Annotated in this window: 13 protein-coding genes and 1 tRNA gene; 11 read left to right on the top strand and 3 right to left on the bottom strand. The window is 35.0% G+C overall.

The features are described from left to right. Positions 1 to 169: 169 nt before the first annotated feature. From JOOMADRAFT_RS11340 to JOOMADRAFT_RS11285, 11 genes are all read left to right on the top strand, one after another. Positions 170 to 5,170 (top strand): beta strand repeat-containing protein, encoded by a 5,001-nt coding sequence (locus JOOMADRAFT_RS11340; protein WP_008613499.1) that lies wholly within the window; start codon positions 170 to 172, stop codon positions 5,168 to 5,170. Positions 5,171 to 5,200: 30 nt separating this feature from the next. Further along, positions 5,201 to 7,501, top strand: a complete 2,301-nt coding sequence (locus tag JOOMADRAFT_RS11335; RefSeq protein ID WP_008613497.1) for an Ig-like domain-containing protein — start codon at positions 5,201 to 5,203, stop codon at positions 7,499 to 7,501. A gap of 3 nt (positions 7,502 to 7,504) precedes the next feature. Continuing rightward, positions 7,505 to 8,464: a PorP/SprF family type IX secretion system membrane protein gene (locus JOOMADRAFT_RS11330; protein ID WP_040879694.1), complete on the top strand. Its 960-nt coding sequence runs from the start codon at positions 7,505 to 7,507 to the stop codon at positions 8,462 to 8,464. A 321-nt stretch (positions 8,465 to 8,785) separates the two neighbouring features. Continuing rightward, complete coding sequence (gene idi, locus JOOMADRAFT_RS11325) at positions 8,786 to 9,322, top strand: isopentenyl-diphosphate Delta-isomerase (RefSeq protein ID WP_008613494.1); 537 nt, start codon at positions 8,786 to 8,788, stop codon at positions 9,320 to 9,322. 87 nt (positions 9,323 to 9,409) lie between these two features. Continuing rightward, a complete protein-coding gene (locus JOOMADRAFT_RS11320; protein WP_008613493.1) occupies positions 9,410 to 9,817 on the top strand; it encodes a 6-pyruvoyl trahydropterin synthase family protein in 408 nt (135 codons plus the stop codon). Between the two features lie 28 nt (positions 9,818 to 9,845). Next, entirely contained in the window at positions 9,846 to 10,814 is a 969-nt protein-coding gene (locus JOOMADRAFT_RS11315) for a type I phosphomannose isomerase catalytic subunit (RefSeq protein WP_008613491.1), read from the top strand. Positions 10,815 to 10,848: 34 nt separating this feature from the next. Further along, positions 10,849 to 11,124 (top strand): hypothetical protein, encoded by a 276-nt coding sequence (locus JOOMADRAFT_RS11310; RefSeq protein ID WP_008613489.1) that lies wholly within the window; start codon positions 10,849 to 10,851, stop codon positions 11,122 to 11,124. 83 nt (positions 11,125 to 11,207) lie between these two features. Continuing rightward, a tRNA-Thr gene (locus JOOMADRAFT_RS11305) sits at positions 11,208 to 11,281 on the top strand. Positions 11,282 to 11,787: 506 nt separating this feature from the next. Then, positions 11,788 to 12,225, top strand: a complete 438-nt coding sequence (locus tag JOOMADRAFT_RS11295) for a hypothetical protein (RefSeq protein ID WP_008613487.1) — start codon at positions 11,788 to 11,790, stop codon at positions 12,223 to 12,225. Positions 12,226 to 12,295: 70 nt separating this feature from the next. After that, positions 12,296 to 12,910: a MarC family protein gene (locus JOOMADRAFT_RS11290; protein ID WP_008613486.1), complete on the top strand. Its 615-nt coding sequence runs from the start codon at positions 12,296 to 12,298 to the stop codon at positions 12,908 to 12,910. A gap of 61 nt (positions 12,911 to 12,971) precedes the next feature. Beyond that, complete coding sequence (locus JOOMADRAFT_RS11285; protein WP_008613484.1) at positions 12,972 to 13,409, top strand: hypothetical protein; 438 nt, start codon at positions 12,972 to 12,974, stop codon at positions 13,407 to 13,409. A gap of 245 nt (positions 13,410 to 13,654) precedes the next feature. On the opposite strand, the gene JOOMADRAFT_RS11280 is transcribed toward JOOMADRAFT_RS11285, so the two are convergent. The 3 genes from JOOMADRAFT_RS11280 to JOOMADRAFT_RS11270 form a co-directional block, all read right to left on the bottom strand. Beyond that, positions 13,655 to 14,386, bottom strand: a complete 732-nt coding sequence (locus tag JOOMADRAFT_RS11280) for a DUF4369 domain-containing protein (RefSeq protein ID WP_008613482.1) — start codon at positions 14,384 to 14,386, stop codon at positions 13,655 to 13,657. A gap of 49 nt (positions 14,387 to 14,435) precedes the next feature. Beyond that, a complete protein-coding gene (locus JOOMADRAFT_RS11275) occupies positions 14,436 to 15,701 on the bottom strand; it encodes a DUF819 family protein (protein ID WP_008613480.1) in 1,266 nt (421 codons plus the stop codon). Between the two features lie 230 nt (positions 15,702 to 15,931). Next, the gene (locus tag JOOMADRAFT_RS11270; RefSeq protein WP_008613478.1) at positions 15,932 to 17,389 is read right to left on the bottom strand and encodes a glutamate synthase subunit beta; all 1,458 of its coding nucleotides are present in this window, start codon (positions 17,387 to 17,389) and stop codon (positions 15,932 to 15,934) included.

Here is a 17,389-nt window from a genome sequence, read left to right as displayed (position 1 = left end):
TGAGATTGATTTATCAGGATATATAAGTAGTGATGATCAGGATTTAGGAACAGCAAGTTTAGATGGTACAACAAATACGTTAAGTATAGGTATTGAGAATGGGAAAGGAACTAGTGTAGATTTATCATTATTAGAAGAATCATCAGAAATAGCAGCAGTACAATCGGATGTGGATGCAAATGAAACAGCTGCAACCAATGCAATAGCTGCGGTACAATCGGATGTAGATACAAATAAAGCAGCTGCTGATGCTGGAATATTAGCTAACACAAATGCTCTTGCAGCACATGAATCGGCAGATGAAGATTTAAGTGCAACCAATGAGATACAAACACTTACATCTACAGATGGAAGTATAACAGTAACGCCTGATTCAGAAGGAAAAGATTATGATTTTTCGATTGATTTAAGTGGAGTGAATACAGATAATCAGAATTTAGAATCTGCTACATTAAGTGGAACTGATTTAACAATTTCGATAGAAGATGGAGCTAGTGCTATTGCCAATTTATCATCATTAGAAGAATCATCAGAAATAGCAGCAGTACAATCAGATGTGGATGCAAATGAAGCAGCTGCAACCAATGCAATAGCTGCAGTACAATCGGATGTGGATACAAATAAAGCAGCTGCTGATGCTGGAATATTAGCTAACACAAATGCTCTTGCAGCACATGAATCGGCAGATGAGGATTTAAGTGCAACCAATGAGATACAGGATTTAGAATTAACAGGAGATAAGTTAAAAATAACAAACAACAGTGCTGCTTCTGAGATTGATTTATCAGGATATATAAGTAGTGATGATCAGGATTTAGGAACAGCAAGTTTAGATGGTACAACAAATACGTTAAGTATAGGTATTGAGAATGGGAAAGGAACTAGTGTAGATTTATCATTATTAGAAGAATCATCAGAGATAGCAGCAGTACAATCAGATGTGGATGCAAATGAAGCAGCTGCAACCAATGCAATAGCTGCAGTACAATCGGATGTGGATGCAAATGAAACAGCTGCAACCAATGCAATAGCTGCAGTACAATCGGATGTAGATACAAATAAAGCAGCTGCTGATGCTGGAATATTAGCTAATACAAATGCTCTTGCAGCACATGAATCGGCAGATGAAGATTTAAGTGCAACCAATGAGATACAGGATTTAGAATTAACAGGAGATAAGTTAAAAATAACAAACAACAGTGCTGCTTCTGAGATTGATTTATCAGGATATATAAGTAGTGATGATCAGGATTTAGGAACAGCAAGTTTAGATGGTACAACAAATACGTTAAGTATAGGTATTGAGAATGGGAAAGGAACTAGTGTAGATTTATCATTATTAGAAGAATCATCAGAAATAGCAGCAGTACAATCAGATGTGGATGCAAATGAAATAGCTGCAACCAATGCAATAGCTGCGGTACAATCGGATGTGGATGCAAATGAAATAGCTGCAACCAATGCAATAGCTGCGGTACAATCGGATGTAGATACAAATAAAGCAGCTGCTGATGCTGGAATATTAGCTAACACAAATGCTCTTGCAGCACATGAATCGGCAGATGAAGATTTAAGTGTAACCAATGAGATACAAACACTTACATCTACAGATGGAAGTATAACAGTAACGCCTGATTCAGAAGGAAAAGATTATGATTTTTCGATTGATTTAAGTGGAGTGAATACAGATAATCAGAATTTAGAATCTGCTACATTAAGTGGAACTGATTTAACAATTTCGATAGAAGATGGAGCTAGTGCTATTGCCAATTTATCATCATTAGAAGAATCATCAGAAATAGCAGCAGTACAATCAGATGTGGATGCAAATGAAATAGCTGCAACCGATGCAATAGCTGCGGTACAATCGGATGTGGATGCAAATGAAGCAGCTGCAACCAATGCAATAGCTGCAGTACAATCGGATGTGGATGCAAATGAAACAGCTGCTGATGCTGGAATATTAGCTAACACAAATGCTCTTGCAGCACATGAATCGGCAGATGAGGATTTAAGTGCAACCAATGAGATACAGGATTTAGAATTAACAGGAGATAAGTTAAGAATAACAAACAACAGTGCTGCTTCTGAGATTGATTTATCAGGATATATAAGTAGTGATGATCAGGATTTAGGAACAGCAAGTTTAGATGGTACAACAAATACGTTAAGTATAGGTATTGAGAATGGGAAAGGAACTAGTGTAGATTTATCATTATTAGAAGAATCATCAGAGATAGCAGCAGTACAATCAGATGTGGATGCAAATGAAGCAGCTGCAACCAATGCAATAGCTGCGGTACAATCGGATGTAGATACAAATAAAGCAGCTGCTGATGCTGGAATATTAGCTAACACAAATGCTCTTGCAGCACATGAATCGGCAGATGAGGATTTAAGTGCAACCAATGAGATACAGGATTTAGAATTAACAGGAGATAAGTTAAGAATAACAAACAACAGTGCTGCTTCTGAGATTGATTTATCAGGATATATAAGTAGTGATGATCAGGATTTAGGAACAGCAAGTTTAGATGGTACAACAAATACGTTAAGTATAGGTATTGAGAATGGGAAAGGAACTAGTGTAGATTTATCATTATTAGAAGAATCATCAGAGATAGCAGCAGTACAATCAGATGTGGATGCAAATGAAACAGCTGCAACCAATGCAATAGCTGCGGTACAATCGGATGTAGATACAAATAAAGCAGCTACTGATGCTGGAATATTAGCTAACACAAATGCTCTTGCAGCACATGAATCGGCAGATGAGGATTTAAGTGCAACCAATGAGATACAAACACTTACATCTACAGATGGTAGTGTAGTAGCTACAAAAGATGCGGATAATAACTATGATTTATCGGTAGATGCCTCGAGTACACAATTCACTTCTTCAGAAGGATTAACAGCTACAAATGTACAATCAGCGATAGATGAAGTAGCAGCAGGAAGCAGTGACGACCAAACCGCTTCAGAGGTAGATTATAGCAATAGAACTTCTGGACTTACAGCAGAAAACACACAAGCAGCTATTGACGAGTTAGCAGCAAGTAATGCAGCAGATGGGGATACGGATGACGAGAATGAGTTGAATACTACATTTGGAGTTAATGGAACTAATTTAGAGTTAGTAGATGCTGGAGGAACTTTGCAAGTAGCATTGTCTGATTTAGGTTCAGACGATCAAACTGCCTCAGAAGTAGATTATAGCAATAGCACTTCTGGACTTACAGCAGGAAACACACAAGCAGCTATTGACGAGTTAGCAGCAAGTAATGCAGCAGATGGGGATACAGATGACGAGAATGAGTTGAATACTACATTTGGAGTTAATGGAACTAATTTAGAGTTAGTAGATGCTGGGGGAACTTTGCAAGTAGCATTGTCTGATTTAGGTTCAGACGATCAAACCGCTTCAGAGGTAGATTATAGCAATAGCACCTCTGGACTTACAGCAGAAAACACACAAGCAGCTATTGACGAGTTAGCAGCAAGCAATGCAGCAGATGGGGATACGGATGACGAGAATGAGATACAAGCACTTACATCTACAGATGGTAGTATAACAGTAACGCCTGATTCAGAAGGAAAAGATTATGATTTTTCGATTGATTTAAGTGGAGTGAATACAGATGATCAGGCTTTGAGTTTATCAGGAAATGATTTAGTATTAGAAGATGGAGGGAGTGTAAATCTTTCAGGATATTTAGATAATACAGATGACCAAGGATTAAGTTTGGCTACTGGCAATATATTAACATTGGAAGATGGAGGGACGGTAGATTTGACACCATATTTAGATAATACAGATGATCAAACCGCTACTGAAGTAACATTTTCTCCTGCAGGGAATGTTTCAAGCAATAATGTACAAGATGCTATTGAAGAAGTTCAAATAGATTTAGATGCTGCAAAAACAGCGGCAAACAACTCTATTGACGATTTACAGAGTCAAATTGACGCTAACGAAACAGCCATAGATAATCATATTAGTGCAGATGAGGATACAAATTCGACAAATGAGCTTCAGGATTTAAACTTAACTGCCAATGTATTAACGTTGTCAACCCCTAAAACAACGGAAAATCAAATTGATTTATCAGGATATATAGACAATACAGATGAGCAGGAATTAGCTATAACAGGAAACACATTATCTATATCAAATGGTAATAGTATTATATTACCTACTCCCGACGGATCAGAAACATTAATTAAAAATGGAACAACAACTACTGTTTCTGGAACAGGAGTTTCAGGAGGAGAATATCAAATAGAAGTTGCAGATGCTGCCATTACAAACGCAAAATTAGCGGATGATGCTGTAACCACAGATAAAATCTTATTGCATGCAGTTACTGATAGTAAAATTGCTGATGGGGCTGTAAATGGGTATAAAATATCAAACCTTGCAGTTGAAGCTAAGCATATTAATCAAGAGGTAGCTGGAGTAGGATTAACTAAAAACCCAACTTCAGGTGCTTTAGATGTAGATATAGCTTCTATTAATGGAGATGGGGATATTACTTCTAATGATCTTACGGTTACAGGAGGAGCCAATGCAACTTTTAATAATGTAACTCTTGAAATAGCTGAAGGAGTTGTTACTTCTACAGAAATTAAAGACGAAACCATTGCTACAGCAGACATTGCTGATGAGGCTATAACTACTGCTAAAATTAAAAATGGTACGGCAAATCAAATACTTACTACTAATGCCGCAGGAGATGGTGTTGAATGGAAAGAGCAAACAGCTTCAAGTATAAGTTTAGATACAGAATTAGATGTTGATGGAGATGGAACTAATGAAACTAATACAAATGAAGCAATATCAGCTATGTCAAAAGTAACCGCTAAAGCAGCTAGAATTTTCTATCCCCCGTCGATAGCGTTAAATGCATCTGCAGTTTCAACTGGAAATACGAGAGACCTACATGAAGATTATGTAAGCCAATACGGTTCGCCAATGGTTTCAAGTACTAGTGCTCCTTCTAGTGGGATTCCTACTTATGGTGAAGACGAATTGTATTACTATGTAACTTATTACGACACGGATGTATTTGAAAATGTATCTATTTCAGATACTGGAGTTTTAAGTTATGATATAAAGGCAGTGCCTTCTGACTACAACTCGCTTATCAACGTAGTTTTTGTTGTAAAATAATTGTTTGATAAAAATCTAAAAAAAATCATTTTGAAATATCAAAATATACATATCAAACAGTTTTTGTTCGGCTTATTTTTATTGCTGACATTCCAAATGCAGGCACAATTTATATTGGAAGCTCCAAAAACAAGTGTCGAAAATGGAGTTATTAGTAATTATAAATGGTATGTGCAGGATGGAATGGAAGAAAATGGAGGAGACGCTGTATGGTTACCTTCTTCTCAAGATGGAGACCACCTTCTGGAGGTAAAAATTCCAGGTGTTTATTACGCTACTTACGATGGTACTAAATGTGGTAAAAATGCTACTTCATATTTTGTAGTTACGTATTGCAATTCTCCAGCCAATGAGGTTACATTAAATGTAGCGGGTAGTGTTGGAACTAATGCAGCAGTAACTTGGAATGAAGGTCTTAGCGGACTTTCGCCTACCGTAAAAGCAGGGACTACATATATTGAATATATAGCTACGCTTCAAAAGGGGGGGAGTGCTAAACAACTACCTACTTTTACCGTAGTTTGCCTTAGAAATGAATTCCAATTGGTGGACGATGTAGTAGCTTCCGTAGCAACTACAGGAACTACTATTAATATGCTGGAGAACGATTCTGATATTCCAACTATTGGGGTAATAGAAGTAACAAAAGCACAATATGGAACGGTTGTACTTAATCAAAATGAAACATCAGAGAATCCAAGTGATGACACCATTACCTATATTCCAGGGAGTAATTTTAAAGGGCAAGATGAATTTACCTATTCGTTATCGGTTTTAAATACCGATGGTTCACCTATGACAGATACTGCTACAATTACCATCAATGCTTTGTATGCTGAAGATGATAGTTTGGAAGTTTTGGAAGATAGCAGTCCTGGGGTATCAAATCAAATAGATGTAAGGGAGAATGATAATATTGGAGCGGCTGGAAGTAGCGGAAATGATTATCAATATAATACAGATGCAAGTAACGGAACTGTTGTAGAAGTTTCTGATGGAGTATTTGAATATATCCCAAATCCAAGTTTTAATGGAAATGACCGTTTTAGTTATACGCTAACAGATGCTAATGGAAACCAAACTACAGCTGTAGTTAGAGTTACAATAGTTGAAGTTACAGATAATTCAGCCAACGATGCCCCAGTTGCTGTGGACGATTTTTATGTGTTTGATGGAGAATCATTGATTATGGACGTGCTGATAAACGATACAGACCCAGATGGAGACGCCTTGTCTATTTACGACTATGTGTTGCCTGCACACGGACTTGTAGAGTTTAATCCTAATGATAATACAACGCTTATTTATACGTCGGAACCAGGTTTTGTAGGAGAGGATAGCTTTACTTATACTGTATCAGATGGGAATGGTGGTTTTGATACTGCAACGGTTCATGTTGATGTAAGTGATGGAAATGACGATAGAGATGATATTGCTGAAAATGATAATGTAACTACAGATGAAGATACAGTAATTACTATTAAGGTTTTGGATAATGATAATGTTGATTGGGTTTCAAATTTTTCAATAGAAGTTGATACCCCAATTTACGGAACAGCAATTAAAAATGCTGATAATACAATTACTTATACTCCCGAGTCCGATTTTGTAGGAAACGATACTTTTGAGTATAGTATAAATTATACAAATATTGATGGGGTAATGGAGTCTTCTTCAGCTACTGTTCTCATAAAAGTGAATGCTGTGGTAGATGTGGTAGACGATTTATATTATGTTGACTCTTCAAATCCTTCAGAAGTAATTTTTAATGTTTTAGAAAACGATGCTTTCAATGAAAATTCAAACTTAGTTATTTCAAGTATAGGGACGCCTGGAAATGGTGTTGCTACTATAAATTCTGACAACACAATTTCATATGTTGTTGATGCAAATTATGAAGGACAAGATGTTTTTAGTTATGTAGTAGATGTTATCCATTCCGATGGAAGTATTAATTTTGAAAGAGGTTTTATAACTGTAAATGCAGAGCCATTAAACCCAGCTCCACCTCCGCCACCAGCACCAGAAGAAGATTTGCAAATTCATCAATTAGTATCGCCTAATGGAGATGGAAGAAACGATTTTTTCAAAATTGGTGGGATTGAATTATATCCTCAAAACTCAGTTAAGATTTTTAATAGATGGGGAGTATTAGTCTTCGAAACGGAAGGTTATGGACAGAGTACTAATCATTTTAACGGGTATTCACAGGGGAGAGTTACCATAGGTCAAAATAATAAATTACCAGTTGGAACATATTATTATGCAATAGAATATGTTAAAGACCAAACCACAAAGAGTACAGCTGGATATTTATATATCAATTATTAGGAGATGAACAATTTGAAGCGTAATAATTTTTTAATAGTGTTGTTTATTCTTACGGCATTAAATTCTGTTTATTCACAGCAAGATGCGCAGTATACTCAATATATGTATAATACCATGAGCATAAATCCTGCCTATGCGGGGAGTAGAGGAATGCTTAGTGCTACAGCTTTATACCGTAATCAATGGTTAGGTTTAGATGGCGCGCCACAAACGCAAACGCTTAATGTGCATTCGCCAATTAGAGATAGTAGATTAGGAGTTGGCTTGTCTATAATTAATGATAAATTAGGTGAAGGGGTTACTCAAGAAACCTTTTTTGATGCGAATATTTCATACACTATCCAAACTTCCTACCAAGGGAATTTATCTTTTGGATTGAAAGTGGGAGGTAGCTTATTGAATATTGATTTTACAAAGCTTAATCAATATGATGATGTGGAACTTACAGGACAAAACAATATCGATAATAAGTTCTCGCCAAATATAGGGGCTGGAATTTATTACCATGCCGATAAATATTATGTTGGACTTTCTGTTCCTAATATGCTTACTACAGAGTATTTTGATGAATCTAACAATTCCAATAGTAGCACGTCTTACGTGGCTACTTCTAGAATTCATTATTATTTAATGGGGGGCTATGTTTTTGATTTAAATTATGATTGGCAATTTAAGCCTACAGTATTGACCAAATATGTTTCTGGAGCACCCTTGCAAGTAGATGTATCTGCTAATTTTATGTATAACGAAAGTGTTTCTTTTGGTGTAGGATACAGATTGGATGCAGCAGTAACCGCTATGATTGCTTTTCAGTTAAACGAATCTTTAGCTATTGGAATGGCTTATGACCGAGAAGTAACAGCATTAGGAGGAACTCAGTTTAATAATGGAACTATGGAAATTTTCCTTAGATATGAGTTTTCTAGAAATTACAGAAGAGTTACTGCTCCAAGATTTTTCTAAGTAATAAGGTGTAACTTTTTAATCCCATACAGAGGGTATAATGCTTCAAAGCCTGTTCCGGACTTACCATTGGACTCTGCGTTTGAATACCTTGTGATTTTGCTCCGGGGTAGTTGATTTTAGATGAAATTAATGATTGCTTCAATTTAAAATAATATAGCGTTACTATAAAGAAAAACTCTAAAAAGGGTTTAGCTGAAAAATCTCACAACAAGTGGGATTTTTTGTTTTATGATATGGTTAACCATTTTTGTAGATTTGTTGTGCTATTTTACGGCAGATTGAAAAGAAACCAATCATCCTTTGAAAGAAAAATGCTAAATGGAAAAAGAAAAAGTTATTTTGGTTGATGCAAATGATCAGCAAATTGGATTAATGGAAAAGATTGAAGCACATGAAAAAGCGCTGCTTCATAGAGCTTTTTCAGTTTTTGTCTTTAATGATGCTGGGGAAACCATGGTTCAACAACGTGCGGCTCATAAATACCATTCTCCAGGCTTGTGGACAAATACCTGTTGCAGTCACCAAAGAGAAGGAGAAAGTAATATTGAAGCAGGAAAACGTCGTTTGCAAGAAGAAATGGGGTTTGCTACAGACCTTGAAGAAGTTTTGTCATTTATATACCATGCTCCTTTTGATAATGGATTAACAGAACATGAATACGATCATATTTTGGTAGGTAAGTATAATGAAGAACCAAAAATTAATCCTGATGAAGTAGCAAGCTGGAAATGGATGTCTTTAAAAGATATTAAAAAAGATATGCAGGTTAATCCTGATGAGTATACAGCTTGGTTTAAAATAATATTTGAAAAATTCTACCTTCATATTGAAGAACAATCTAGTGCTATATCATGAAATGCCTATTAACAAATTTGGAAACCAACCAATTATGATAGTCAAGAGCATTATAGCTGACCATTGAAAAACAATAAATAGTAACAGATGAACTTAAAAGTTAGTAGAAAAGCTCATTTTAATGCAGCTCATAGATTGTTTCGTCCAGATTGGGACGACGATAAAAATAAAGCTGTATTTGGAAAATGCAGCAATCCTAATTATCACGGTCATAACTACGATTTAATTGTAAGTGTAAAAGGAGAAATTGATCCTGAAACTGGATTTGTAATCGACTTAAAAATATTAAAAGAGCTTATCGAAAGAGAAGTTGAAGATCATTTAGATCATAAAAATCTTAATATTGAAGTTCCAGAATTTAAAACCTTAAATCCAACCGTAGAAAATATAGCTATAGTAATCTACAATCGGTTAAAACCTTTTTTAGAGGAATTTGAATTGGAGGTTGTGCTATATGAAACACCAAGAAATTATGTTACCTATACAGGGGCTTAATAATTATTAATAAAGCGTTTATATAAAAATGAATTTATACCCATTAAAGTTTATTCCTATTTATAAAGAGTATTTATGGGGAGGAAACAAATTAAAAGAAGTCCTTCAGAAGGATGTAAAAACAACTACAGCCTCAGAAAGTTGGGAGCTGTCTGGAGTAGAAGGAAATGTTTCTGTTGCTAGCAATGGAGAATTACAAGGAAAAACACTTCAAGAATTAATAGATACTTATAAAGAGGAACTTTTAGGAGCTTCTGTTTACAAACGTTTCGGGAGTAAATTTCCAATCTTGATTAAGTTTATAGATGCAAAATTAGATTTATCTGTACAGCTTCACCCTAATGATGCCTTGGCAAAAGAAAGGCATAATTCCTTCGGAAAAACAGAAATGTGGCATGTTATGCAAGCCGATCCAGGTTCTAAATTGATTGTTGGTTTTAAAGAAACTTTGACGAAAGAAGAATATTTAGAACACTTAGAAAACGGACAATTACTTGAGATTTTAAATCAAGAAGAAGTTAAAGCAGGCGACACCTATTTTATCAATACAGGAAAAGTTCATGCAATTGGAGCAGGAATTCTATTGGCAGAAATTCAGCAAACATCAGATGTTACGTATCGAATTTATGATTATGAACGTAAAGATAAAGATGGGAATACACGAGAATTGCATACCGAATTGGCAGTAGACGCAATCGATTATCAGAAGAAAGACGATTTTAAGGTTAACTATGGTACGGAGTATAATTCGTCTAATAATATGGTGACTTGTGATTATTTTATTACCAATTATTTAAATGTTGTAGGAACCTTTGTAAAGCAATTAGTTAATAGAGATTCTTTTACTATTTATATTTGTGTGGACGGACAAGCGCAAATTAAAGTCGGAGAAAATATAGAGAAGTTAGCACAAGGAGAAACAATCCTCATTCCAGCCACAATCAATGAAATTAGTATTAGTGCTAAGGATGCTAAAATTTTGGAGGTACATTTATAAAAATGCTGTACTTTTGCAGCTAAAATAAAATAGTATGGCTAGTATAAGAGATTTAAAGAGAGATATAAACTTCGTTTTAGGAGATATTATTGAAGCTGTTTACATTTGGGAAATAAGTACCAATACACCAAATTCTAAAGAAGGTGATAAAATTATAGATGAAGCAATTGCTACTTTTGATGAGTTAATCGTAAAGGTTAATAATAAAGATGTAGATAATAGAAAAGCTCATTTAAAGCAAGTTAACAAAGAGCTTGAAGAGAAAGCTTCTTCTTTAGTTGAAAAGCTGAATAAATTGTCAGCGGCTTAATCTAAAAAAAATCAAAAATTTCTTTTAAAAAAGTTTGCAAGTATAATTTTGAGAATTATATTTGCGCACTTTTTAAGGGAAACGCCGATGTAGCTCAGCTGGCTAGAGCAGCTGATTTGTAATCAGCAGGTCGTGGGTTCGAGTCCCTCTATCGGCTCTAAAGCCTCTTCAAAAATGAAGAGGCTTTTTTTATGGGTATAAATACAATAGTAGTTTCCTTTCATAAAAAAGTGGATCATTCCCAATTGTTGTGTTTATGTAAAAATTGTGGTTAATCTGAATAAGAAGAATTCTACATTTTTGATAATGGAAATTAAATAAAAACGGTCAACTCTATTTAGGGATATACATATCTCTTGTTTCTTGTTTTCTATCTCCTATCTCCTGTCTCTTGCCTCCTGTCTCCTGTCTCTTTGTCTCTTGTCTCCTGTCTCCTGTCTCTTTGTCTCTTGTCTCCTGTCTCTTGTCTCTTTGTCTCTTTGTCTCTTGTCTCTTGCCTCTTGTCTCTTGTCTCTTGCCTCTTGCCTCTTTGTTCATACAGCGAAGCGGTCTTGTATTTTACTCGGACATAAATGATAAAAATAGAGTCAGTAATTTTAACACTTTAGAAATCCTTATATAAAGTGTATATTAGAGGTGTAATAAGCTAAAATTTAATAGATTATGACTCGTAAAGCTGTTTTAAGTCTTCCAATTTGGTTTTGGATAGTTTCTATATTTGCACTTATTTGGAATTTAATGGGGCTGGGAGCTTTTATAGGACAAATAAGCATGACTCAAGCTTCCTTGTTGGCGCTTCCAATTTCAGAAAAAGAACTCTTACTTTCTTATCCCTCTTGGATGGAAGTTGTATATGCTGTAGCTGTATTGTCTGGAGTTATTGGAAGTATAGGTTTATTATTGCGTAAAAAGTGGTCAAGACCCTTATTTGTACTTTCTCTGGTGGCTATCTTAATTCAAATGATATATAGTTTAATAGGGGTAACTTCATTAGAGTCTTTCAGTCCCGAATCTGTAATTCTCCCTGTTTTTATTATTCTTGCTGGTGTTTTTCACGTATTCTTTTCAAACTTCAGTATAAAAAAGAACTGGTTGAATTAAAATCTTTATTTTTTAGGGAGTTCTGTAAAAAATCTTCTACGTATATTTAGCACACTAAGATTTATTATAAATGCAGGAGATTATAACTACTATATTATTTTTATTTGCCGTAATCGATCCATTTGGTTCTGTTCCAGTGTATTTGGAGGCAACAAAGTCGTTTGATTTGGCTGAAAAAAAGAAAATAGCTATGCGTGCAAGCGTAGTAGCGTTCTTTATTCTGTTGTTCTTTATTGTTATTGGGCAATTTATTTTGGAAGGAATGAAAGTGTCTTTAGATGCTTTTCAGATTTCTGGAGGAGTTATTTTATTTTTATTTGCACTTACTATGATTTTTGGAGAAGGTAAACCTTCCTCAGAAAAAGAATCAATAAAAGATTATAAACATGTTACTATCTTTCCAATAGCAATACCTTCAATTGCTTCGCCTGGAGCAATTATGGCGGTGGTGTTAATGACAGATAACCATATCTACACTATTCAACAGCAAATAATAACTTCTATTCTAGTATTATTAGTTATTGGAATAACCTGCGTTTTCTTACTTGGAGCTAATCATATTCAAAAGAGAATTGGAGAGTATGGTATTTCTGTAATTAGTAAGGTTATGGGACTTATTTTAGCGGCTTATGCAGTGCAAAGTATCCTTATGGGACTAAAAAGTTTTTTCGTTGTTTTAAAATAGGCAATTTAAGTTTGCGTTTTATTTCTTAAATTTATAAGACTTATAACTAACTAAACTTATTATGGACACGCAATTATCAACTAAAATTCCGTGGTGGTTTTGGCTTATCACTATTCTTGCATTGTTTTGGAATTTAATGGGAGTAGGAGCTTTTATAGCAGATATTAGTGTAACACCAGAAGCATTAGAAGCTATGCCCGAACCCCAAAGAGCCATGTATGAAAACAATCCGCTCTGGGCAAAATTTATTTATGGAATTGCCGTTTTTTCTGGGGTGCTAGGGAGTTTTGCTTTGCTGTTAAAAAAGAAATGGGCAAAACCTATGTTTGTAATTTCCCTTATAGCTATTATTATTCAAATGGGCTATAGCTTGTTTGTAGTTAAAACTCCAGAAGCTTTAGGGAATACGGCTTATATTTTACCTGCATTAGTGGTTTTAATAGCTGCTTTTTTAATAGCTTTTACAAACAGTTCCATAAAAAAAGGTTGGCTAAAATAATTTGCCAACCTCTTCTATAAAAAATTATTGTTGTCCGATAAAGGTTAACAAAATTTATTGAGCTCTACTTATATAGCTCCCTTGCTATTAATAAAAATGAATGAAAAAGAAAATTTTAACAATGTAACTTCTTTAAACTACTCATTTTATAATAGTTAAGATTTAGTCTTTGTTCTTTTTTCTTACAGCGAAGCGGTCTTGTATTTTTACTCGGACATTAATGATAAAAAATATATATACAGTAATTATTTAATAGAGTCTTTTGCTGCTGTAGTAGAATTTTCTTTTATTTCTTTAATGTATTCAGCCAACATTTTACCATATTTAGAATCGGCAACTTCTGGTGTTAAGGAGTTGTTTATAGAATCTAAATATTTAACATTGGTGTTGTAAGCATTGGCAAGTGTTATATAAGGAGCCGTGTAAGAATCCTTATTGTTAAGAATAAAATTAAGCGTGTAAAGGTAACTACGAGTCGAATTTCTTTGAGAAACTTGTTTTAGAGAATCTGCAATTTCCATTTTCCCATCTTTAGTTGCCTGTAACGTTTCTTTTATAAGCTCTAAGTTTTTAGTAGAAAATTTTGAAAGGATACTTTTGTATTCTTCCCATGTTTTCTGACTCTCAGAGCCTTCAATTTTAGCTTCAGGAGCAAAATAATCTCTTGTAGTTTTTATGGTGATTGTTCCAGGTTCTCCAAAAAAATCAAGACGATCGTTTAAAAGATTACCATCATTTTTATCAAGGTATAAGGTAAAAACTTCTGGACTTTCAATAGTGGTTGAAAAACTAAAATCGGATTTCCCGTCTATTTTTATAGAGTCTAAAGTTACCATTGTACTATCTTCTAATTTCTGAAAATAAATAGTTCCTTTACGCAAACCTTCTACGTTTCCGTTAACAATCATATTGTCATTTCCTTTTCCGCAAGAAACAAGGATTAAGGCTATTAAAGTGGGTACTAATAATTTGTACATAAGTTGTTTTTTTCTGAAGGGCAAATATGCATAATTCTACTAAAAATTGCTACACTTTTGAAGCTAATTCCATTAAATAAGCGCAAAAAATAGCACCATAGGTTCCAACAGCATATCCAAATACAGCCAATAGAACACCTACAGTAGCTAAAGAAGGGTGAAACTCTGCAGCAACTACTGGAGCAGAAGCAGCTCCTCCAACATTTGCCTGACTTCCAACTGCTAAAAAGAAGTAGGGAGCTTTAATTATTTTTGCAACTATTATTAGTAATAAAGCGTGAATGGTCATCCATACTAAACCAATTGCAATAAGTCCCGGATTTTCAAAAATGGTAAAGATATTCATCTTCATTCCAATAGTGGCAACCAAAATATAGATACAAATAGAGCCAAATTTACTCGCACCAGCACCTTCGTAGTTTTTGAATTTTGTAAATGAGAGTCCGATACCAATTAGTGTGGCAATGGTAATCATCCAAAAAAATTGTGATCCAAAAGAAGACAAGGCACTTTTTTTATCGCTTACGGCTTCAAAGTTTCCTGTTAAAAAATCTGAAATATTAGTAGCACCAAAGTGTGCAATCCCTACCGCAACAAATGCAATGGAGAGAATCATTATGTAATCTGTTAATGATGGAATACGAGTTACTTTATCGGCAAAGGCTTGCATTTTATTTTTTAGCTCCTCAATAGCGCTATTGTCTGCCTTTAACCAGTTGTCAATTTTATTACTTTTTCCAACACCTAGTAATACAATTGCCATCCACAGATTGGCTACCACAATATCTACTAATACCATTCCTCCATATTTTTCAGGATTGTATTTAAAAATTTCAAGCATAGCGGCTTGATTTGCACCTCCACCAATCCAACTACCAGCTAGCGTTGCAAGGCCTCGCCAAACGGCATCTGGCCCAACGCCTCCAACAGTATCTGGAGAAATAGTGGAAATTAAAAGAATGGCAAGCGGTCCTCCGATAACAATTCCTATAGTTCCAGTAAAAAACATGATTAATGCTTTTGGACCCAAATTAAAAACCGCTTTTAGGTCAATACTTAGCGTCATTAAAACTAATGATGCTGGAAGTAGGTATCTACTTGCTACAAAGTATAAGTTTGAAGTTTCGTCTGAAATAACTCCAAAAGAATTAAATAACGAAGGGAGTAAATAACACATTAATACGGAAGGGACAATTTTATAGAACTTGTTCCAAAATCCAGTTTTTATTGCTGAAGTAAAAAAAACAAATCCTAAACATAACATGATGATACCGAATACAATAGTATCATTACTAAAAATGGGTGTTTCTTGCATTGAAAAAAATTTTCGGGAAAATACGAAAATGAAAATTAACCTTAACGATTAGATAGCATAAAAATAGCCGACCTCAAATTGAAGTCGGCTATTTTAATTTCTCATGAAGGATTTAATCCCCCGACACTCTGTGCCGAAATGAGTTAAATTTGTTTTGTCTTACTATCTCGATTTTGCCTAGAGATAGTTGATTGACAAAACCACGTAATGGAATTAAATAAATATATAACCTAGGCTGCTGGTAAATCTCCTTTTTCCTTTACTGGAAGTGAAGAAGATCCCATTAAAAATTTATCTACATGATGTGCTGCTTCTCTACCTTCAGAAATAGCCCAAACAATTAACGATTGTCCTCTGCGCATATCTCCAGCAGTAAAAATATGAGGAACATTGGTTTGATAATTATTCCCTTTTATATTACTTCTTTCATCAGTTTTTAATCCTAATTGCTCGCTTAAAGTAGCTTCTGGGCCTGTAAATCCTAAAGCTAATAATGCTAAATCGCAAGGCCATTCTTTTTCAGAACCTTCAACTTCTTTAAGTTGTGGACGCTCTCCTGGAATTTTAACCCATTTAACTTCAACAGTTTTAATAGCTGTTAAATTTCCTTGTTCATTTTTTACAAATTCTTTTGTTAAGATGCTCCAATTACGCTCAACACCTTCCTCATGAGAAGAACTTGTTTTGAGGGTAAAAGGCCAGAAAGGCCATGGATTTTCTTCTGAACGAGATTCTGGAGGCATTGGCATAATCTCAAAGTTAGTAACCGATTTTGCTCCATGACGATTGGAAGTTCCTACACAGTCAGACCCAGTATCTCCTCCACCAATAACAATAACATTTTTGCCAGCGGCATGTAAAGATTCTGTAGTTTCTGCTAATCCGTCTACAACCTGATTGTTTCTTTTTAAGAAATCCATTGCTTGCACAACGCCATTTGCTTCCGCTCCTGGAATTGGTAGTTTTCTACGTTGCGTAGCGCCACCACAAAGTACTACAGCATCAAAATCGTTTAGTTGTGCCGCATCGTAGTTTTTCCCTACATGAACGTTTGTTTTAAACTCAATTCCTTCAGCTTCTAAAATAGCAACACGACGATCTATAACATTCTTTTCTAATTTAAAATCTGGAATTCCATATCTTAATAGGCCACCAACTTTTTTATCGCGTTCAAAAACAGTTACGGTATGTCCTGCACGATTTAATTGTTGTGCAGCTGCTAAACCAGATGGTCCAGAACCTACAACAGCAATTGTTTTTCCTGTGCGTTTTTTTGGTGGGTTTGGTTTAATCCATCCTTCTTTAAATCCACGTTCTACAATATATTTTTCAATAAGTTCAATAGAAACAGGAGGTTGGATAATTCCTAGTACACATGCAGATTCACAAGGTGCTGGACATAATCTCCCTGTAAACTCAGGAAAATTATTGGTGGCATGGAGTAGGCGTAACGCTTTGCTCCAATCGTTTTTATAAACGGCGTCGTTGAAGTCGGGAATTAAATTCCCGAGCGGACATCCACTATGGCAGAACGGGATTCCGCAATCCATACAACGGCCACCTTGTTCGTTTAATTCTTTTGTATCGAGTTCTTTGGTAAACTCATTGTAATTCTCAACACGTTCTTCAACAGCAATACTATCTTCACCGCGTCTTTCGTATTCTAAAAATCCTCTTAGTTTTCCCAT

This window comes from Galbibacter orientalis DSM 19592 (genome assembly GCF_000260115.1).
GTDB classification, from domain to species: Bacteria; Bacteroidota; Bacteroidia; order Flavobacteriales; family Flavobacteriaceae; genus Galbibacter; species Galbibacter orientalis.
The sequence above is the reverse complement of the archived record's forward strand: the minus strand, read 5'-3'. Positions and strand labels throughout refer to the sequence as shown.